The sequence below is a fragment of the Paraburkholderia bannensis NBRC 103871 genome (assembly GCF_000685015.1).
GTDB lineage: Bacteria > Pseudomonadota > Gammaproteobacteria > Burkholderiales > Burkholderiaceae > Paraburkholderia > Paraburkholderia bannensis.
The window spans coordinates 407,954-426,740 of sequence record NZ_BAYA01000005.1 but is presented as its reverse complement, the minus strand read 5'-3'; the positions used below and the strand labels follow the sequence as shown (position 1 = coordinate 426,740).

Here is an 18,787-nt window from a genome sequence, read left to right as displayed (position 1 = left end):
ATCGGGCGTCACGCGTAGCGTGGGATTGACCGATATACGGGCGGCGCGCACGCCCGGACGCAGCGCGGGCGGCGAGTTTTGTACCGCAATGTATCTGCGGCGCGATCTGAAAAACTCGCTTGCAATAAGCCGGGGTTGCGGAAACAAGCGAGATACGTCCGGGGCGTCAAATACATCCAACGCAACGTTGCAGCCCAGGCGAACAAACGCAAGGCAAGCGCAACACAGCGTGCAGCACCCGCCCCGACCTTACTTGTTACTGGAGAAAATCATGAACCTCGTTCGCTCCCTCGTCGCCGCCGCCGTTGTCGTTTCCGCTGCTGTCCCCGCACTCTCGTTCGCCCAGGATCACGTGGTCACCCGCGCCGAAGTGCGCGCCGAACTCGTGCAGCTTCAGCAAGCCGGCTACAACGCGTCCAGCGACAACAACCAGTACCCGACGAACCTGCAAGCCGCGCTCTCGCGCATCGCCGCGAACCAGACCGCGAACCAGACCGCGAACGCCGCGTACGGCGGCAGCGCCAACGCATCGGAAGCGGGCGCACCGGCCGCCGCCGCCTCGCCGATGAAGCATGTCGCGCATGTTTCGGGCGTTTCGCGCGGCGGCCGTGCGAGCGACCCGCAAGACGTGGTCGGTCTTGAACCCATCTACGCCCACTCGTAATGCAGCGCCCCTGCCGTCGCGAACGACGCTTCGCGACGGCCTGAACAACAACAACCCAACAACAACCGTCAATTCCCGGAGTGATTCGATGATCCGCTTTCTTCGCCAGACCCTCGCGAGCGCGATGATGCTCGGTTCCCTGTTCGCGCTGCCTGCCGCTCATGCCGCGCAGACCGCGCCCGCCGCCGACCTGCAAGGCAAGAACGTCGTGCTCGTGCACGGCGCTTTCGCCGATGGGTCGAGCTGGGACAAGGTGATCCCGCTGTTGCAGGCGCGCGGCCTGCATGTGGTCGCGGTGCAGAATCCGCTCAATTCGCTGGCGGGCGACGTGGACGCAACGAAGCGGGTAATCGACGCGCAGCAGGGCCCGGTGGTGCTGGTGGGCCATTCGTGGGCGGGCGTGGTCGTGAGCGAAGCGGGCAACGACGACAAGGTCAAGGCGCTGGTCTATGTGGCCGCTTTCGCGCCCGATGACGGCCAGTCGATCAGCGACATCACCAAGGGCCTGCCGCCGCCCGTGTGGGCCGACCAGTTGCAGAAGGATTCGGCGGGCTACCTGACGCTGTCGACGCAAGGCGTGCTCGACGATTTCGCGCAGGACTTGCCGGTGGCGCAGCGCCGCCTGATTGCCGCGACCCAGGCGCCGTGGTTCTCGGGCTGTATCGACCAGAAAGTGACGAAGGCCGCGTGGCACGACAAGCCGTCGTTCTTCGTGATTCCGCAGCACGATCGCATGATCGATCCGAAGCTGCAGGCGCAGATGGCCGCGCATATCGGCGCACAGGTGACGAAGGTGAACGGCAGCCATGTGGCGCTCGTGAGCCAGCCGCAAGCCGTGGCCGATGCCATCATCGCAGCGGCGCGCAAGGCGGAATAAGCCTTCTGCGAAGGGGTATCCGCTAACGTCGCGCAATACCCACGGCACGTCCCTGGCAAACGTCTGCGGATACATCCGGTTGCAGAACTCACAATCCTTGGGTCAACAGCGCGGCGGGCGGCTGCGTTTTTGCGGATAGACGGCAACCTGCCGTCACCGCAGACCTCAGGGAGAACCACCATGCGCCGCTTGCCCGTTTATCTTGCCGCTCTTGCCACGCTCACGCTTGCCTTCGCAGGCACTGCTTCCGCCACGCCGTATTCGCACTGGGACGCCACGCATCCGCGCCGCGCCGAAGTCAACCATCGTCTGTCGAACCAGGATCGGCGCATCCATCAGGAAGTGCGTGAAGGCGACATGTCCCACCGCGAAGCAGCGCGCCTGCATCGCGACGACCGCCAGATCCGCGGCGAAGAACGCGCGATGGCGAGCCAGGACAACGGCCACATCACGCGCGCCGAAGACCGTGCGCTGAACCAGCAGGAGAATCACGTCAGCCGCCAGATCGGCCAATGATGTTTAAGTGGCGATAACAAAAAAGCGGTCGAACGGATGGCTCCGTTTCGACCGCCTTTTTTAGGGGGCGAAGTGAATTGCTGCCGTCTTATTCCTCGCCTTCGGGCGTCTCGATCGACATGCCCAGTTCGGCTGCCATGCGTTGAACCAGCGTCTGCAGGCGCGCGACTTCATCGGACAGACGTTGCTGTTCGGCGCGCAGGGCTTCGTAGTCGGCGTTAGACACGCCCGATCCCGCCGACGCATTCGCACCCGCATATTCGCCGTCGAAGCTGCCCGCCGCCGGCATGCTCACTTCGCCGCACAGCAGATGCATCCAGCGGCTTTCGCGCTCGCCCGGCGCACGCGGCAGTTTCACGACGAGCGGCGGTTCGCGTTCGGCCAGCTCGTCAAGGAAGGCCTCGACCGACGACACATCCGCGAAACCATGCAGGCGCGCCGAATTCAGGCGCAGTTCAGCCGCCGTCTGCGCGCCGCGCAGCAGCAGCACGGTAAGCAGCGCCACGGCCTGGCCCGGCACGCCGAGTACGCGGTTCAGGTTGTGCTCGAAACGCGGCACGCGGCTGCTGCTGCCTTCGAACACGAGACTCACATGCTTGAGGTCTTCGATCGCGCTCAGCACTTCGGCTTCGCTCACGTTCATCACCGGCGAACGCGCGGTCTTCTGGTTGCAGCCCGAGGCGAGCGCGTTGAGCGACAGCGGATAGGTGTCCGGCACCGTGTGCTGTTTCTCGATCAGCACGCCGACGATGCGGGCCTCCAGCGGCGTGAGCGCGCGCAGTGCGCGGGGCGAGGGAGCGTCGGCAGGGGTATTCATATGCGGGTCAGGCGGAGTTTTTCACGGGATTTCGATGATACCCGCTCGCCGCGCCGCTGCGCAGGGGCCTGGCCGCCGTTCTACCGTGGTTTTCTCCAGAAGTTTTCCAGGGGTTTATTAGTAGCTTTTACCCAATAACCCTTAAAGCGACTAACCGCGACCCGCCATTACCGATAAAGACCAATATGCGGGATATTCCCAACATAAAAAAACTTCTGCATAGAGATTAACGCTTATTGCACTGCAACAAGTCGTTGCCTAAACTGCTGAGGTTGCCAGGCGTTTCGAACCCGCTTCGAAACATTTTCGAAAAGGAGGGCGTGTCGTGAGCGCATCCCAATCGCCAATATTGCATACGGCCCTAAAGCTGCACGTCTTCGAACAGGAAGGCGGCTGGCACTGGGGCATTACCATTCCGCGCGCTGCGGGCGGTGGCTTCAAGGTCATTGCCTATAGCGATACGACGTTCCCCGGCGAGTCCGAAGCTCGTCGCGACGGCGGTCGCGTGCTCGACAACATGCCGGACAGTTCGGCGGCTGCGTTCGCCTGCTGAATTCCGCCAGATTTCCTGAAAAGGCGTGCGGCCTGCCGGCCACACGCCTTTCGCTTTTGCTCTTTGTTGTTTTCGCGTCACGCTATTCTTTCTCTTACTTCCAGGCCCCAGAAGCGGGCCTCGCCCGCGCTTGAATCATTGGCATAGAACTTGTTTTGCCAACTGTCATCGGGGCGTAATCCTGTCCACTCGTGCGGCGACGTCAAATGCGAAGGCCCGCCGATCGTCGTATCGCCCGCTTTGGCGTTTTTGCGTTTTGCGGGCGGCGCCATGTTGTGACGCCACCAGAAGTGATTGAACACGGCAATCGCGTTCACCGCGTAGGCGATTGCGAGATCGCGGTCGTTCTCGATGATGATGAGATTGTCGTCGTTGATCGTCGCTGCCTTAACGCCCGCGTTATGCGAGCCGGTCATGACCACCGGATGATCGCCGAGCGGATCGATCACGATGATCTTGCTATGCACGACGACAATGCCCACGCGCCCGAGGTAATCGAGAATCGGCGCGCCTTTGTCATGTTGCGTGGCGGGCAGCACGATGTCGTAGTTCGACGGCACGGCTTCGGCGCCATGCAGGAAGCCCACGGCGGTAGCGTCGCCCTCATGGGCGTGAATGGTCGGGTCGGTGTTGACCACGCCGCGAATATAGAGGTTTGCATTGGCTTCGGCCTGCTCGCGAATGTCCTGCAACAGGCTGCCTTGCCAGCCCGGATCGAGCATCAGCGTGAGGATGCCGGACTTCGCGTTCTGGATCAGCGAGCGGGCGTAGGCCAGGTCCGGCGCGTTCGCGCCAATCGACTTAGGCAGATGCGGGCTGAAAAACACTGAGGTCGTTTGCTTGCCGTGCTTGAACGTGTTGACCTGGCCATCGGAAGCGGGCGGCGGCGTGCGGAAATCGGCCTCGCGCAGCCGTTGCCATTCGGCGAGATACGCGGCGGCGATGGTCGCGTCATCGACGAGCAGGCCGTTATTCACTTGCGTGTAAAGACCGTGCGGCGTCCAGTTCGTGCTGCCTGTCCAGACCTTTTGCGCTTTGCCTTTTTTCTCGATTGGGCCGCCCGTCACGAACACCGCGAACTTGTTGTGCGCGTAGACGCCCGAGGGCTTGAGAATGCGCCGCGAAAGATCGACCTTGCCGGTCAGCGCGGCGGCGGCGCTGGCGTTCTCGTCGGTGCCTTTTTCATGGGTGCCGTTCGCGAGCACCAGATGGCAGCGCTGGCCCAGTTTGGCGAGGCGCGCGATCAGGTCGCTATCGGAGAGTTCGAACAGCACGAGATAGAGATGCATGTCCTCGGTTTGCAGCGCTTCGTCGAGCAGCGCGTGCATCTGCTTCGCGAGTTCGCCGCCGAGTTCGCTGCCGATGGTGGGCTTCGCTTTGGTGTCTGCTGCGGCGATTGCATCGGCGGGCAAGGGCAGTTGCAGCACGGTTTCCAGCGCCTGCGTGGCGACGTCGGGATCCGTGGCGTCGGTGCTGTCGTCGCTATTGTTCCTGGAATGCGTGGGCGCGAGCGCCGCGCGCAGCGCTGCGAATTGCTCGGGATAAGCCTCCGCGCATTTCGCGAACCAGCGCGCGCCTACAATGCCGACGTTAAAGAACGGCTTGTACTTTTCCGGCTGCGGCGTGGCCGGTTCGAACCACGCCGATTGAATGTTGCTTTGGGTGGGCTGCGATGTTTCGCCTGTCATGGCGACCACGCTGTATTCCACCTTGCCGTGCGCGGGCACTTCGAAATCACTCCACGTGAAGCGCTGATACGGCCACGATGTCGATGGCTGTGCGGCAGCATTCGATTGCACCGCATGCTGCGTCGAGAACCCCACGTAGGCATTCAGCGCAGTCGTGTCCTGGCCGTCCACGCGGCGCAGGACGGCATAGCCGAGGCAACCGTCAATCGCGGTATCGTGCCACCACGCAAGAAAGACGCTGTCGGTGCCGCGATACGCCTGCAATTCGATGTCGCTCATGATGTCGCTCTCCGGTGGAGGATGGTGGCCAGGGCGGCGAGGCAAATCGATCGCACGCCGCGCGCAAGGGGATAGCGCGGCGCAATGGATCGAACGGAATGAAGCGGAATGAAGCTGAAAGGGCGGCCCGCGCAAGGAGGCTGGCGGGCGTGGCTTGAGTGCCTGAAGTTTAGGCGACGCGTTCCGCTTTAATATGATTTTTCGATGACAGGTACGCGTGCGGAATGCGCGGGTGCGCAAGCCCCTTCAACCACGCGGTAGCCCCAGCTTCCCGCCGAGCAACAGAAAGATGAGCAGCCCGCAATCGGCGATCACGCTCTTTACGGCATGCGCCACCACGGTCAACGGTTCGAGCCGCGCATTGAGGCGGCGGTTATGTTCGATCTTCTCCGGCGTGTCCAGGATCAGGTCGAGGCGGCTGCCACAGCAGGTCATGAGATCGGCGCCCGTCCACGTCCCGAGCGTATTGCGATCATGCCGATGGCCGACGACGTTGCTGACCCAGACCGCGTTGAAATCGTCGCTATAGGGGTTCTTGCTCGGCACGAAACCGTATTGCCCCAGCCGGGCAAGTTCCTTGCGCGGCAGCCCGATATCGGTTGGCCGTATCTCCGGGTCATAGCCGATAAACGTCACGGTTAGACGGGAGCCAAAACTGCCGTCATCCTTGATCTGCAGATCGGCGAGATCGGCCTGGGCATACCAGGGCGTATCGGACGGCTTGATCGGAGCCGAGTGCTGCAATGGCGCGAGCGCCGCGCTGAGATTGGTATTGGGCAGCGCAAAGTCGAAATCGGAATACTGCGTGCGTACGAGCAGCCGGTCACCCGTGGCGTTGAGTTTAATCTCGTCGATTGATTCGCTTTGCGTCTTGGGATATTCGGGAAACTCGGGAACCAGATAGCACGCAGCGATAAACAACACCGCGAAAATGGCCAGATTTCGGACGATCTTCATTTTGCTTGTTGGGGTTGCCTGGCTCACAAGCATAAATGCAAATCAGGCCATTCAGGCGCACGCTAGATCAAATACGCAATCAGCATGAAACCCGCGACGATACTCGCCGCGCCCGTGATACGCGGGACAGGCGCGAGCGGCCCACGCGAAGCCGCGATGCGTTCAATGGCAATGGCCGCGCTCACGATGAGTGTCGCTTCACGGTTCATCACGCCGGTTGCGAGCAGTATGGCCATCCAGTTGCCGCAGCAACTCGCACATTGCACGGCGAAGCGCATGCCGGTGCGCAGCGCCTGAAGCGCGTGATCGGGCGGCGCAACGTGGCAATCGCGAACCGGATGGCAGGATTGCAGACGCCTGACTTTCCATGACGTGCATTGAAGAACGCCCGAAGCCATCACTACGAGACCTGCCGATAACGGCGCGGCACGCGCAATCGACGGCACGCGAATGGCCACGAACGCGAGCGCAGCGCCTACGGGAAACAGCAACATGCCCGCAAATAGCCACATCGAGAAATACGCTACGACGCTCAAGATAATTAGCCATCCAGAACGAATCGTGAGCGTCGCACGCTCGCGCCAGAGCATGGGCGCGAGCGCGGGCAACATCATCGCGGGCGTCATGGTGGCCCACATCGACACGAACGACGCAGCGGTCTGCAGCCACGTGCGCCCACACAGTGGCAGCCATACGGCTGAGAGCGTCCAGCCGCCCGGCATGGGCGTGCCGCTCATGGCGGCCATCGACGTAAAGCGCAACGCGGTCGCCGTCGCGCTGGCCGCGAACAACAGCGTGGCCAGCACGGCGAAGATTGCTCGCGCTCTTGCGGCGGGCAACATGACGGCCTCAATCCGGGCGGTATTCATCGTGCCGCTTCCACCAGATGCCCGCTTCATTGCGGCCGAGCGGCGCACGGTCGAGCCATTGATACATGCCCCAGATCGCATCGAGCCCGCGTGCGTATGTCGAATACGTGTGCCAGACGGCATCGTCCTCGCGCACGAAAGCGCTCAGGCCTGGCCGGTCGCGCGCGTAGGTCGCGGCATCGGTGCCGCAGCTTGCCGCGAATTCGGCGACGGGCGCGGGCGGCGGATCGGCGTCCATCGCGTGGCGGCCACGCGCGTAGTTGTATTCGACCTCGCCGTCGCGCTGCTGACCAGCCGTGAACGAGACGTTGAAGTCGAAGTTGAAATCGTTGCCTTGCGACGAGGCCCACGGAAAGTGCCAGCCCATACGTTCGCGATAGGCCAGCAGTTTTGCGAGCGGCGCGCGCGAGACGGTCATCAGCGTGACGTCATGATGGGCGAGATGGGCGACGTTGCCATCGAAACCATCGGCGAGCGCCGAACACGACGGGCAGCCCGCTGCATAGTCGGGGCCGAACATGAAGTGATAGACGAGCAACTGCGAGCGCCCCGCGAAGAGATCGGCGAGCGTGGCGCGGCCCTGTTCGGTATCGAAGACGTAGTCCTTGTCGACGCGCACCCAGGGCAGCGCCTGGCGTTGCTGGGCGAGGGCGTCGCTGCGCCGCGTGAGGTCTTTCTCGGCGGCCAGCAGGTCGAGCCGTGCGGCGAGCCATTGCTCGCGGGTGCCTGTTGCATGCGTGGTCATCGTTTGCTCCTGAAATGGCTGGCGGCGCGCGCCGAAAAGCGAGGCGGCGTGGCCAGCCGGTGCATGGAAAACTGCGCTGTGACTGCCGTGTTAGATTAGGTCGGGACTGCTTGACGAGGGGAGTGACAAGTATGTCGGGATTGGGCCGGGCATGGACTCGCTGATCACTGCCGCGGCGCGCGCGCTGGCCGCTGGTGATCCGCTGGGCGCGCTGAATCGCGTCGCCCTGCGCGACGATGCGCCCGCACTCGCGCTGCGCGGCATTGCGATGGCGCAGCTGGGCGATCTCGAACGCGCGAAGGCCTTATTGCGCAGCGCCGCACGCGGGTTCGGCGCGCGCGAGGCGGTGGCCCGCGCGCGTTGCATCGTCGCCGAGGCCGAAGTCGCGCTGGCCATGCGCGACCTGGGCTGGCCCGCCGCGGCGCTCGATGCGGCGCGGCAGGTGCTCGACGCGCACGGCGACGCGCTCAATGCCGCGCACGCGCGTCACCTGGCGATACGCCGCCTGCTGCTGATCGGACGTCTGGACGAAGCCGCACAAACGCTCGCCGAGTTGAGTCCCGAAGCGCTGCCGCCCGCGCTCAGGGCATCGCATGAGTTGATCGCCGCGGGCATTGCGATGCGGCAGATCCGTCCGCAGGCGGCCCGTACGGCGCTGGCCGAAGCAGCACGGGCCGTGCGCGTGGCGGGCATCGGGCCGCTTGCCGCCGAAGTCGCGCGCGCGGCGCAATCGCTCGAAGCCCCCGCTGCGCGGCTCATCGTGCGCGGCGAGGCGCGTCCGCTGCTGCTAGACGAAGTCGCGGCATGGCTGGATTCGCCCGCGCTGGTCATCGACGCCTGCCGCTACGCCGTGCGCGAAGCGCATAAGGTCGTGCCGCTCGCGCGCCGCCCGATCCTGTTCGTGCTGGCGCGCGCACTGGGTGAAGCATGGCCCGCCGACGTGCCGCGCGACGAGCTGATCGCGCGCGCGTTTCGCATGAAGCACGCGGACGACACGCATCGAGTGCGCCTGCGCGTCGAGATCGGCCGGTTGCGTGCCCTGCTGGCCGATGTCGCGGGCATTCAGGCGACGCCGCGCGGCTTTGCCCTCGCGCCGCGCACCGCAAGCGAAGTCGTCGTGCTGGCGCGTCCCGTCGAGGAGCCGCACGCCGCCGTGCTGGCGCTGCTCGCCGATGGCGAGGCGTGGTCGAGCTCGGCGCTCGCGCTGGCCTTGAGCACGAGCCAGCGCACCGTGCAGCGCGCGCTCGACGCGCTGGCGGCGGCGCGCAAGGTGCAGCCGGTGGGCGTGGGCCGCGCGCGGCGCTGGACGATGCCGCCGCTGCCTGGATTCGCGACGGCCTTGTTACTCCCCGCGCCACTGCCAGGCGAGCAGGATGAGCGCATGAACCGACCGGCAAGGAGCCCACGATGAAGCATTCCACGGCCAGCATCCTGCGCGAATATGGCCCTTTCGAAGGCGTCGAGCAGGTGGGCGGCGTCACCTGGGACGGCAAGAGCGTGTGGTTCGCGGCGGGCGACAAGCTTGCTTCGCTCGATCCGCAAAGCGGCCAGACGCAGCGCGCGATCGACATGCCCGCGCATGCGGGCACGGCCTTCGACGGCCAGCACCTGTTCCAGATCGCCGAGGCGCAGATCCACAAGATCGACCCGCAAAGCGGGCGCGTGCTCGCCACGATTCCCGCGCCGGGCAACGGCGGCGATTCGGGCCTGGCGTGGGCTGAAGGGACGCTCTGGGTCGGCGAATACCGCGCGCGCAAGATTCATCAGGTCGATCCGCAGACCGGCGCGATCCTGCGCACGATCGAATCGAGCCGCTTCGTGACGGGCGTGACGTGGGTGGACGGCGAGCTGTGGCACGGCACGTGGGAGGGCGATGAAAGCGACATCCGCCGCATCGATCCGCAAACGGGCAAGGTGCTGGAGCGGCTGGAAATGCCGCCAGGGACGGCGGTGTCGGGGCTGGAGTCGGATGGCGAGGAGCGCTTTTTCTGCGGCGGCGGCAATAGCGGCAAGATTCGCGCGGTGCGCAGGCCGCGGCATGAGGACGACGCAGGCGATGCGCCTTAGAGGCGCTGCGCCGCCAATACGCGCTCCACGACCGCGTCCCCTTCCAGGCTGACTCGACAAGCGGTCGCGCCGTCGCGCCACGCATAGACGCACTTAATCGAAGTGTCTTCATGCAGCACGGCGGCGTGGTCGTCGATCGCGAGCGAGGGCGGCACGGCTTGAGCCTTTAACGCGGCATGCAGCGTCGTGCGGCGCAACGGATCGCTGCTGTAGTGGACGGCGCAACCGCCGGGCAGCAGCCCGAGACAATCGAGCGGCCGATACCCCTCGCTCCAGAACGAATCGGTCAGGCCCGCTTCGAACCAGCACATCGCGCCCGCGCTCATGCCCGCGAGCAGCACGCCTGCGTCCCAGGCCTCGCGCAGCACGCCATCCAGGCCCCACGCGCGCCAGACCGCAAGCGCCGATTTCGTATTGCCGCCGCCCACATAGATCGCGTCCTGCTGCAACAGGTGCGCGCGAAAATCGGCGACGGGAATCGAGCGCGCATCGGGCTGGCGAAAGAAGGCGAGGTGCGCCGTTTCGCAGCCCAGCGCGCCAAAAGCATGATGAAACTTGTCGAGATGAGCGGGCAGGTCGCCGCTCGGCGTCCCGATGAAGCACACCTTCGGGTGCGCCCGGCCGGTGAGATCGCGCACGAGCGCATCGACGGGCGATGCGCCGTCTTCCATCAGGAAACCACCACCACCGATCGCGAGAATACGCCGCATGATTTGCCTCCGTCACTCGATTGGGGCGCTCAAGCCACCGCGCCCGATACGCGCTCACCGCCGCCGCTTGACGTATCAGCGTCGCGCCCGTGGAGATTTCTTTTTTTCCGCCACGGCCTGTTTGACGTCCAGCGGCACGAACGGCGCTTCAAGATGCTTCACGAGAAAGTCGATGAAGGCGCGTGCGCGGGCGGATTCGTTGCGCTGTCCAGGGTAATAAACGAACAGATCCGCCGACGGCAGGATCACCTCCGGCAGCACCAGCTTGAGCCGGCCGCTCTGGACGTATTTGGCAAGATCCCATTCCGAGCGGATCAGGATGCCGTGGCCGTCCAGCGCCCAGCGCAGCACGATATCGCCGTCATTGCTCGACAGCGAGCCGCTCACCTTGAGCGCCTCCAGCTGGTCGTCCTGCATGAAGCGCCACACGCCGAACGCGTCGTCGTTCTGCGTGTGGATGATGCAGCGATGATTGACCAGGTCTTCCTTGCGCAGTGGTACGTCGTGCCGCTCCAGATATTTCGGCGACGCGCAGAGAAACCGCCGGTTGCTCATCAGGCGGCGCGCCCTCAAGCGTTGATCGGGCAATTCGCCAAAGCGGATCGCCATATCGAACGCGCCTTCGACCAGGTCGACGGGCCGGTCGGTGACGACGAACTGGATATCGACGTGCGGATAGCGCCTGGCGAATTCCGATACCAGCGGCGCAATCGTATCGCGCCCGAAGCCCAGCGTCGCATTGATGCGCAGGCGCCCATGCGGATCGCTGGGCGATCCCGCGATGGCCTCTTCCATCTCCCGCACCTGTTCGAGAATCTGCGCAGCGTAGCGCGCGAAGGTCTCGCCTTCGGGCGTGAGGCTGACGCTACGCGTGGTGCGGTTCACCAGCCGCGTGCCGAAGCGCTCCTCCAGCACGCCCAGCCGCTTGGTCGCGGCGGGCGGCGTGATCCCCATCGAGCGGGCGGCGCCGGACAGGCTCTTGAGTTTCGCCAGCTGCACGAAAAACTCAAAGTCGGACGTGGAATCAGTTCTCACTTTTAGTAAAAAATGAAATGAATTGAGGTGAAGTATAGGCCGGTCGTGCGCCGCTATGCTACGTCTCATTGCAGCCGCATCCCGGCTAACGGGACATCCAGCCAACGCGCCATTCCAGGAGGCCACACCATGAGAATCGTCGAGATTCGCGAGAAAACCGTTCCGATCAGCTCCCCGATCCGCAACGCCTATATCGACTTCAGCAAGATGACGCTGAGCCTTGTGGCCGTCGTCACCGACGTGATGCGCGACGGCAAGCCCGTGGTCGGCTACGGCTTCAATTCGAATGGCCGCTACGGCCAGGGCAAGCTCATGCGCGAGCGTTTCATTCCGCGCATCCTGGAAGCCGATCCTGCTTCGCTCGTCAACGACGCGGGCGACAATCTCGACGCGCACAAGATCTGGGCGACGATGTTCACCAACGAGAAGCCTGGCGGCCATGGCGAGCGCTCGGTCGCCATCGGCACGATCGACATGGCCGTCTGGGACGCGGTCGCGAAGATCGAAGGCAAGCCGCTGTTTCAACTGCTTGCGGATCGTTATGGCGACGGCAAGCCCAACCGCGAAGTCTTCGTCTACGCGGCGGGCGGTTACTACTATCCGGGCCAGGATCACGACAAGCTCAAGGACGAAATGCGCAGCTACATCGACCGCGGTTACACGGTCGTGAAGAAGAAGATTGGCGGCGCGTCGCTCGACGAAGACCTGCGCCGTATCGATTCGATTCTCAGCGTGCTTGGCGACGGCCAGAAGCTGGCGGTCGATGCGAACGGACGCTTCGACCTGGACACCGCAATCCAGTATGCGAAGGCGCTCTCGCAATACGACCTGTTCTGGTACGAAGAAGCGGGCGACCCTCTGGACTTCGAACTGCAAGCCACGCTGCGCAATTACTACGACAAGCCGATGGCGACGGGCGAGAATCTTTTCTCGATGCAGGACGCGCGCAATCTGATCCGCTACGGCGGCATGCGCGCCGACCGCGACTGGCTGCAATTCGACTGCGCATTGAGCTATGGGCTCGTCGAATATCTGCGCACGCTCGACATGCTGCATCAGCATGGCTGGTCGGCCAGCCGCTGCATTCCGCATGGCGGCCACCAGATGTCGCTGAATATCGCAGCGGGCCTGGGGCTGGGCGGCAACGAATCGTATCCCGATCTGTTCCAGCCTTACGGCGGCTTCCCCGATGGCGTGAAGGTCGATAACGGCTTCATCACCCTGCCGGATCTGCCCGGTATCGGCTTCGAAGGCAAGGCCGATCTTTTCGCGGAAATGCAGAAGCTGTCCGCCTGACTGAATCCTTTCACTCACGGCGCGTAAAGCCGCGCCAGGAATATCGATAGCGCCAGATCACCGGGTAATCTGACCACTCTTTGACAGACAGCCCGGCGCAGCCTTTTTGATAATGGACGCCTTGATCCGTCGCCGCGCTCCCACGCGTCGACGCCTGCGGCCCCACAATCAGGCTTCCTATGAACTCTCCCGCATTGGCGCCGTCGGGCGGCGGCGCATCCTGTCCTTTCGTGCGCCTGCATGGCGTGAGCAAGCGCTTCCAGGTCGCGGGCAGCACGCGCGCGATTCTCGCCGATCTCGATTTCGATATTCGCCGCAAGGAGTTCGTCGCCATTCTCGGCGAGAGCGGCTGCGGCAAGTCCACGCTGCTGCGCCTGCTATGCGGGCTCGATAGCGCCTATGACGGGCAGATTCTCGTCGATGGCGTCGCGCCTGAAATCGGCAATGACGAAGCGGGCGTCGTGTTTCAGGATCCGCGTCTGTTCCCGTGGCTCACTGTCGAACAGAACATCGCGCTCGGGCTCGCACGTTTCAGGCTTGCACGCGCCGAAGTCGGGCAGCGCGTCAACGAGCACATCGCGCTGGTGGGCCTGGCAGGCTTCGAGCGCGCGCTGCCGCATCAACTGTCGGGCGGCATGGCGCAGCGTGTGGCGCTCGCGCGCGCCATCGTCGCGCGCCCCGCCTTCCTGCTGCTCGACGAGCCGTTCAGCGCGCTCGATGCGCTCACGCGTTCGCAGATGCACGATCAATTGCTGCGCATTCGCGCTGCCACCGACCTGACGATGCTGCTGGTCACCCACGACGTCGAAGAAGCCGTATACCTGGCCGACCGAGTGGTGGTGATGGCGCCGCGGCCCGGCCCACTTCGCGCGACGGTCGATATCGAACTGGGCTGGCCGCGCAACCGCGCCGACACCGCGTTCCAGCGCAACCGCGAGCGCCTGCACGCGCTGCTGGGACATGGCGCGAACGGCGCCCATGCGATCCATGCCACCCTGTCCACCCATTCTGTTCATTCGCATAGCTGATTGTGTGCTTTGGACTGTCAAGGCACAGACAGATATTCCGGCAGCGTCCCGGTAGCATGGCTGTAACGGTCGTGAACGCACCACGCAAGGCAGCGGCCACGACCTGAATGACGGAAAACCGAATCGCGATCTTCGACTTTCCGTTTTTATTAATAAGGATTCCTTTTCGTCACGGAAAGAAAAAATGTCGAAACTCAACGTAGTGGAAAACGGCGAACTGTCCATTCATCCGGTCACGGGCCGCATCGGCGCGGAGATTCGCGGCGTGCGTCTGTCCGGCGACCTGCAACCGGCGACGCTGGAGGCCATCAACGCGGCGCTGCTGCGCCATAAGGTGATTTTCTTTCGCGACCAGACGCACCTGACAGACCAGGAGCAGGAGTCGTTCGCCAAGCTGCTGGGCGATCCGGTCGCGCATCCGACCGTGCCGGTGCGCGAAGGCACCGAATATCTGCTGGAACTCGATTCGCTGCATGGCGGCCGAGCCAATTCGTGGCACACCGACGTCACCTTCGTCGACGCCTATCCCAAGGCCTCGATCCTGCGCGGCGTGACCAATCCCGAGGTGGGCGGCGACACGGTCTGGGCCAACACCGCCACCGCCTACGATGACCTGCCGGACGCGCTCAAGACGCTGGCCGGGCAGCTCTGGGCGGTGCACAGCAACGACTACGACTACGCGGCGGCCGCGAGCTACGCGCGCAACACGCTCACCGAGCAGGCAAAAGCCGCCTACGAGCGTTATCGCGAAGTGTTCGTTTCCACGCGCTACGAGACCGAGCACCCGCTCGTGCGCGTGCATCCGGAAAGCGGCGAGAAGACCCTCGTGCTGGGCCACTTCTTCAAGCGCTTCGTCGACCTGCCGGGTTCGGCGTCGAACCATCTGTTCGAAGTCTTCCAGGGCTACATCACGCGGCTGGAGAACATCGTGCGCTGGCGCTGGCAGGCCGGCGACGTCGCGATCTGGGACAACCGCGCGACCCAGCACTACGCCGTCAACGATTACGGCGATGCACGCCGCGTGGTGCGCCGCGTGACGCTGGCGGGCGACGTGCCGGTGAGCGTGGACGGGCGCAGGAGCGTCACGCGCACGGTCGAAAAGAATCCGAAGCTTGCCGCTGCGGCCTGACGTAGCGAACCCTGCGCCGCGCTGCCGCGCCTTGAGTGTGGCAGCGCGTGGCGCGGGCATTTGAAGCGCTTTATTTGTGGGGGTTCTCGTGGGACGCCGATTTTTCGCACATTTTCATGGCGCTTGCCTCGTCGCGTTCGCGCTGCTGGCTCTGGTCTCGCCGCATGCACGCGCGCAGAACGTGATCCGCATTGCGGTGCCCGATATCGGCGCTGCGTCGAAGCCGGCGGGCGGCGGCGTGGTCGACGTGCTCTACGCGAACCAGACGCTGGAAAAGGCCTTCCTGAAGGATGGCGTCAAGATCCAATGGACGTTCTTCAAGGGCGCGGGCCCGGCCGTCAATGAAGCCTTCGCGAACCATCAGGTCGACCTGGCATTTCTCGGCGATCTTGCGGGCATCATCGGCCGCGCGAATGGACTCGATACGCGCCTGATTGCAGCGCTGGCGCGCGACGTCAACGGCTATCTTGCGGTGCAGCCGGGGCAGGGCATCAAGGATCTCAAGGATCTCAAGGGCAAGCAGGTCGCGCTCTTTCGCGGCACGGCGCTGCAACTGTCGTTCGATAGCGTGCTGCGCAGCGAAGGCCTGACCGAGCGCGATTTCCGCGTGGTCAACCTTGACCTCAACAGCGCCGCCGCCGCGATTGCCGCGCATCGCATCGACGCGGTGTGGGGGGCGTCCTCGCTCTTCATCCTCAAGGATAAGGGGCTGGTCGATATTCCGGTGAGCACGCGTGGCCGCGACGGCGTCGGCACCTTCAAGGCGGGACTGGTCGCATCGAACGACTTCCTGCGTGCGCATCCCGAGTGGGCGCAGCGCATCGTCGCAAGCGTGCTGGAAGCGTCGAACTGGGTGTCCGACCGCAAGAACCTGGAAGCCTATCTGCAACTTGAACAGACCCGCGCGGGCACGCCCGCTTCGGTCTGGCGCAATGAAATTGGCGACAGCGACCCGGCCAGGTTTTTCTCGCCGCTGCTCGATCCGTACTACGTGGACGCCTTCAAGCGCGATGTCGATACGGCGAAGCAGCTTGGCATGATCCGCCAGAGTTTCGACGTCGAGCGCTGGATCGATCCCACGTACCTGAACCAGGCGCTCGCGCAGACGAAGCTCGCAGGCCGCTGGCAACCCTACCGTACCTTTAGCGATGTCGAAAAGACGGCAAAGTCGGATTAAAAGGCATTTATAACTACATGAAGGATCACCACACCTTTTATCGCCTGACGGCGCTTGCCGCAGCGATGCTCGCTACGACTTCCGCCTGGGCGCAGGACGACGGCAAAACTGAAACGACCCCGGCCGAAGCCTCGCAGAAAAAAGCCGACAACCCGGTACAGCTAAAGGAATTCACCGTCACGGCGCGCCGCCGCTCGGAAAGCGCGCAGAAAGTGCCCGCGCCCATTTCGACCGTGAGCGGCCAGGAGCTGGAGCGCCAGCGTCTCTATCGCATCCAGGACTTGCAGCAGACCTTGCCGAGCCTGAACGTCTCGTTCATCAATCCGCGCCAGTCGAGCATTTCGATTCGCGGCATCGGCAACAACCCGGCCAGCGACAACCTGGAGCCGAGCGTCGGCGTCTATCTCGACAACGTCTATCTGGGCCGCCCCGGCATGGCCGTGTTCGACCTGCTCGACATCCAGCAGGTCGACCTGCTGCGCGGCCCGCAAGGTACGCTCTTCGGCAAGAACAGCACGGCGGGCGTGCTCAATATCTCGACGCGCCCGCCGCAGTTCCATACCGAAGGCTACCTGGAACAGTCGGTCGGCAACGATGGCTATGCGCAGACCAAGGCGCACTTGAGCGGGCCGCTTTCGCAGACGCTGGCGGGCACGCTCGACCTGGAGCACACGCATAGCGACGGCAGCGTGACGAACCTCTACAACGGCAGCCAGTTGAACGGCGTGTCCAATTACGGCGTGCGCGGCCAGTTGTTATGGAAACCTAACAATGACCTGAGCGTGCGCTTCATCGCCGACTACAACACGCAGAACTCGAACACCGGTTCGATGCTGCTGTATGGCGTGCCTGCGGGCGGCACCTACCTGTCGCGCGCGGCGCTGCTGGGCGTGACGCCGGTGGTGAATCCCTCGCAGTTCCAGGTCGACACCGACACCACGCCGCACATGAACGTCCACCAGGGCGGCGTATCGACCGAGGTGAACTACCGGCTGAACTCCGGCTATTCGCTCACGTCGATCACGGCGGCGCGCTTCTGGGACTTCTCGCCGTCCAACGATGGCGACAACCTGCCCGTGCCCGCCATCAGCAACGCGGGCGTGCGCGTGGACGACCACCAGATCTCGCAGGAAGTGCGCCTCGCGTCGCCCACGGGCGGCCCGATCGACTGGGTCGTGGGCGCGTACTACTTCTACGAGCAGACCAACACGAACACCTTCACGGCGTTCGGCCCGGACGCCGATCTGTTCCAGTACGGAGTGAACCGCGGCATCCTGAACGGCGTCACGGCGGTCTCGCCCGCTTCGGTGGAGACCAATAGCGCCGCGCTGTTCGGCCAGGCGACATGGCACGTCAACACGCGCGCCGACCTCACAGCGGGCGTGCGCGGCACCTACGAGGACAAGACCGGTTACGTCAACCGACTTGCGCCCTCGGGCGGCGCGGATCTGTCGGGCGCGCTGCTCGCGCTGCGCAACGCGGCGGTGGGCGCGTATCAATCGGGGCAACTCGGCCAGCACAGCATCAGCCCGTCGATGATGCTCAACTTCAGCTACAAGCTGACGTCCGATGTGCTCGCCTACGCGACGCTCTCGCACGGCGAGAAGTCGGGCGGCATCAACATGGCGGTCGGCTCCGCGCCCACGCTCGGCGCGAATTCGCTGCTGTTCGGCCCGGAGCGCGCCAATGATGCCGAACTCGGCATCAAGAGCGAATGGCTCGACCATCGGCTGGTGGTCAACGCCAACCTGTTCTGGACGCAGATCAACGGCTACCAGGCGACGACCTACGTGACGGTGCCGTCCAGCGGTCTCGTGAGCCAGGTGCTCGCCAACGGCGCGAACGTGCGCTCGCGCGGCGCGGAACTCGACCTGCGCGCGCGCCCGTTGCGCGGCCTGACGCTCGGCCTGAACGCGTCCTATGTGAACGCGACGTACAGCTCGTACACCAACGGGCCGTGCGCCGCCGAAACCACCCTCGCCACTGGCGCGACCACCTGCAACCTCACGGGCAAGCCCGTCTCCGGCGCGCCGCGCTGGATCGCCAACCTGAGCGCGCAATACGAGTTCTCGCTGGGCCACGACATCGACCAGTACGTGAGCGGCGTGTGGTCGCTGCGCTCGAACCAGTACGGCACGCTCGACGATTCGCGCTATGGCCGACTGCCGGGCTACGGCATCTTCAATCTGGCGACGGGCTGGCGCCTGAACAGCGGCGCGCACAAGTGGGACTTCTCCATCTGGGCGCACAACCTCTTTAACCGCCACTACTACCTGGCGTCGTTCGCGAGCGTGCAGAACACCTATACGGCGATGGCGGGCGACCCGCGCATGGTCGGCGCGACGCTGCGCTTCACCTACTGATGACCTGCCGATCTCAT

General features: G+C 64.3%; 18 protein-coding genes. 11 read left to right on the top strand and 7 right to left on the bottom strand.

The window, feature by feature from the left end:
- Positions 1-271 precede the first annotated feature (271 nt).
- The 3 genes from BBA01S_RS10710 (at position 272) to BBA01S_RS10700 (ending at position 2,057) form a co-directional block, all read left to right on the top strand.
- On the top strand, positions 272-664 hold the full coding sequence (locus BBA01S_RS10710; protein WP_027816429.1) for a DUF4148 domain-containing protein: 393 nt from the start codon (positions 272-274) through the stop codon (positions 662-664).
- Between the two features lie 88 nt (positions 665-752).
- Positions 753-1,541, top strand: a complete 789-nt coding sequence (locus BBA01S_RS10705) for an alpha/beta fold hydrolase (protein ID WP_027816428.1) — start codon at positions 753-755, stop codon at positions 1,539-1,541.
- 180 nt (positions 1,542-1,721) lie between these two features.
- On the top strand, positions 1,722-2,057 hold the full coding sequence (locus BBA01S_RS10700) for a hypothetical protein (protein ID WP_027816427.1): 336 nt from the start codon (positions 1,722-1,724) through the stop codon (positions 2,055-2,057).
- Positions 2,058-2,145: 88 nt separating this feature from the next.
- On the opposite strand, the gene BBA01S_RS10695 is transcribed toward BBA01S_RS10700, so the two are convergent.
- The gene (locus BBA01S_RS10695; protein ID WP_027816426.1) at positions 2,146-2,874 is read right to left on the bottom strand and encodes a YceH family protein; all 729 of its coding nucleotides are present in this window, start codon (positions 2,872-2,874) and stop codon (positions 2,146-2,148) included.
- A gap of 325 nt (positions 2,875-3,199) precedes the next feature.
- Between BBA01S_RS10695 and BBA01S_RS10690 the strand changes: the two genes are divergently transcribed.
- Positions 3,200-3,427 (top strand): hypothetical protein, encoded by a 228-nt coding sequence (locus tag BBA01S_RS10690; RefSeq protein WP_245641465.1) that lies wholly within the window; start codon positions 3,200-3,202, stop codon positions 3,425-3,427.
- A gap of 77 nt (positions 3,428-3,504) precedes the next feature.
- Here BBA01S_RS10690 and BBA01S_RS10685 read toward each other — a convergent pair whose 3' ends face one another.
- The 4 genes from BBA01S_RS10685 to BBA01S_RS10670 form a co-directional block, all read right to left on the bottom strand.
- Entirely contained in the window at positions 3,505-5,394 is a 1,890-nt protein-coding gene (locus tag BBA01S_RS10685) for a phospholipase D-like domain-containing protein (protein ID WP_027816424.1), read from the bottom strand.
- Positions 5,395-5,640: 246 nt separating this feature from the next.
- Complete coding sequence (locus BBA01S_RS10680; RefSeq protein WP_156965913.1) at positions 5,641-6,378, bottom strand: hypothetical protein; 738 nt, start codon at positions 6,376-6,378, stop codon at positions 5,641-5,643.
- A 35-nt stretch (positions 6,379-6,413) separates the two neighbouring features.
- Positions 6,414-7,220: a copper chaperone gene (locus BBA01S_RS10675; protein WP_063750537.1), complete on the bottom strand. Its 807-nt coding sequence runs from the start codon at positions 7,218-7,220 to the stop codon at positions 6,414-6,416.
- The gene (locus BBA01S_RS10670; protein ID WP_027816421.1) at positions 7,201-7,965 is read right to left on the bottom strand and encodes a DUF899 domain-containing protein; all 765 of its coding nucleotides are present in this window, start codon (positions 7,963-7,965) and stop codon (positions 7,201-7,203) included. The genes BBA01S_RS10675 and BBA01S_RS10670 overlap by 20 nt, the downstream gene beginning before the upstream one ends.
- A 151-nt stretch (positions 7,966-8,116) precedes the next feature.
- On the opposite strand from BBA01S_RS10670, the gene BBA01S_RS40850 reads away from it, so the two are divergent.
- Positions 8,117-9,376 (top strand): hypothetical protein, encoded by a 1,260-nt coding sequence (locus tag BBA01S_RS40850; RefSeq protein WP_042296690.1) that lies wholly within the window; start codon positions 8,117-8,119, stop codon positions 9,374-9,376.
- Positions 9,373-10,032, top strand: a complete 660-nt coding sequence (locus tag BBA01S_RS10660; RefSeq protein WP_027816420.1) for a Vgb family protein — start codon at positions 9,373-9,375, stop codon at positions 10,030-10,032. The genes BBA01S_RS40850 and BBA01S_RS10660 overlap by 4 nt, the downstream gene beginning before the upstream one ends.
- Here BBA01S_RS10660 and BBA01S_RS10655 read toward each other — a convergent pair.
- Together BBA01S_RS10655 and BBA01S_RS10650 are read right to left on the bottom strand one after the other, a co-directional pair.
- Entirely contained in the window at positions 10,029-10,742 is a 714-nt protein-coding gene (locus tag BBA01S_RS10655; RefSeq protein WP_042296688.1) for a Type 1 glutamine amidotransferase-like domain-containing protein, read from the bottom strand. The two genes, BBA01S_RS10660 and BBA01S_RS10655, sit on opposite strands and share 4 nt — an antisense overlap.
- A gap of 75 nt (positions 10,743-10,817) precedes the next feature.
- Entirely contained in the window at positions 10,818-11,777 is a 960-nt protein-coding gene (locus tag BBA01S_RS10650; RefSeq protein WP_027816418.1) for a LysR family transcriptional regulator, read from the bottom strand.
- 129 nt (positions 11,778-11,906) lie between these two features.
- Here BBA01S_RS10650 and BBA01S_RS10645 point away from each other — a divergent pair, with 129 nt between their 5' ends.
- From BBA01S_RS10645 to BBA01S_RS10625, 5 genes are all read left to right on the top strand, one after another.
- Complete coding sequence (locus tag BBA01S_RS10645; RefSeq protein WP_027816417.1) at positions 11,907-13,073, top strand: mandelate racemase/muconate lactonizing enzyme family protein; 1,167 nt, start codon at positions 11,907-11,909, stop codon at positions 13,071-13,073.
- Between the two features lie 179 nt (positions 13,074-13,252).
- Positions 13,253-14,101: an ABC transporter ATP-binding protein gene (locus tag BBA01S_RS40845; protein WP_042296686.1), complete on the top strand. Its 849-nt coding sequence runs from the start codon at positions 13,253-13,255 to the stop codon at positions 14,099-14,101.
- Between the two features lie 184 nt (positions 14,102-14,285).
- Positions 14,286-15,230, top strand: a complete 945-nt coding sequence (locus BBA01S_RS10635; RefSeq protein ID WP_027816416.1) for a TauD/TfdA dioxygenase family protein — start codon at positions 14,286-14,288, stop codon at positions 15,228-15,230.
- 88 nt (positions 15,231-15,318) lie between these two features.
- Positions 15,319-16,407, top strand: coding sequence for an ABC transporter substrate-binding protein (locus tag BBA01S_RS40840; RefSeq protein WP_063750536.1), 1,089 nt, complete (start codon positions 15,319-15,321; stop codon positions 16,405-16,407).
- A 17-nt stretch (positions 16,408-16,424) separates the two neighbouring features.
- On the top strand, positions 16,425-18,770 hold the full coding sequence (locus BBA01S_RS10625) for a TonB-dependent receptor (protein WP_027816415.1): 2,346 nt from the start codon (positions 16,425-16,427) through the stop codon (positions 18,768-18,770).
- The last annotated feature ends 17 nt before the right edge of the window (positions 18,771-18,787 follow it).

Excerpts from the sequence above, each read along its gene's own strand:
- BBA01S_RS10710 (WP_027816429.1), top strand. The coding sequence starts at position 272 with ATGAACCTCGTTCGCTCCCTCGTCGCCGCCGCCGTTGTCGTTTCCGCT.
- BBA01S_RS10705 (WP_027816428.1), top strand. The coding sequence starts at position 753 with ATGATCCGCTTTCTTCGCCAGACCCTCGCGAGCGCGATGATGCTCGGT.
- BBA01S_RS10700 (WP_027816427.1), top strand. The coding sequence starts at position 1,722 with ATGCGCCGCTTGCCCGTTTATCTTGCCGCTCTTGCCACGCTCACGCTT.
- BBA01S_RS10695 (WP_027816426.1), bottom strand. The coding sequence starts at position 2,874 with ATGAATACCCCTGCCGACGCTCCCTCGCCCCGCGCACTGCGCGCGCTC.
- BBA01S_RS10685 (WP_027816424.1), bottom strand. The coding sequence starts at position 5,394 with ATGAGCGACATCGAATTGCAGGCGTATCGCGGCACCGACAGCGTCTTT.
- BBA01S_RS10675 (WP_063750537.1), bottom strand. The coding sequence starts at position 7,220 with ATGAATACCGCCCGGATTGAGGCCGTCATGTTGCCCGCCGCAAGAGCG.
- BBA01S_RS10670 (WP_027816421.1), bottom strand. The coding sequence starts at position 7,965 with ATGACCACGCATGCAACAGGCACCCGCGAGCAATGGCTCGCCGCACGG.
- BBA01S_RS40850 (WP_042296690.1), top strand. The coding sequence starts at position 8,117 with ATGGACTCGCTGATCACTGCCGCGGCGCGCGCGCTGGCCGCTGGTGAT.
- BBA01S_RS10660 (WP_027816420.1), top strand. The coding sequence starts at position 9,373 with ATGAAGCATTCCACGGCCAGCATCCTGCGCGAATATGGCCCTTTCGAA.
- BBA01S_RS10655 (WP_042296688.1), bottom strand. The coding sequence starts at position 10,742 with ATGCGGCGTATTCTCGCGATCGGTGGTGGTGGTTTCCTGATGGAAGAC.
- BBA01S_RS10645 (WP_027816417.1), top strand. The coding sequence starts at position 11,907 with ATGAGAATCGTCGAGATTCGCGAGAAAACCGTTCCGATCAGCTCCCCG.
- BBA01S_RS40845 (WP_042296686.1), top strand. The coding sequence starts at position 13,253 with ATGAACTCTCCCGCATTGGCGCCGTCGGGCGGCGGCGCATCCTGTCCT.
- BBA01S_RS10635 (WP_027816416.1), top strand. The coding sequence starts at position 14,286 with ATGTCGAAACTCAACGTAGTGGAAAACGGCGAACTGTCCATTCATCCG.
- BBA01S_RS10625 (WP_027816415.1), top strand. The coding sequence starts at position 16,425 with ATGAAGGATCACCACACCTTTTATCGCCTGACGGCGCTTGCCGCAGCG.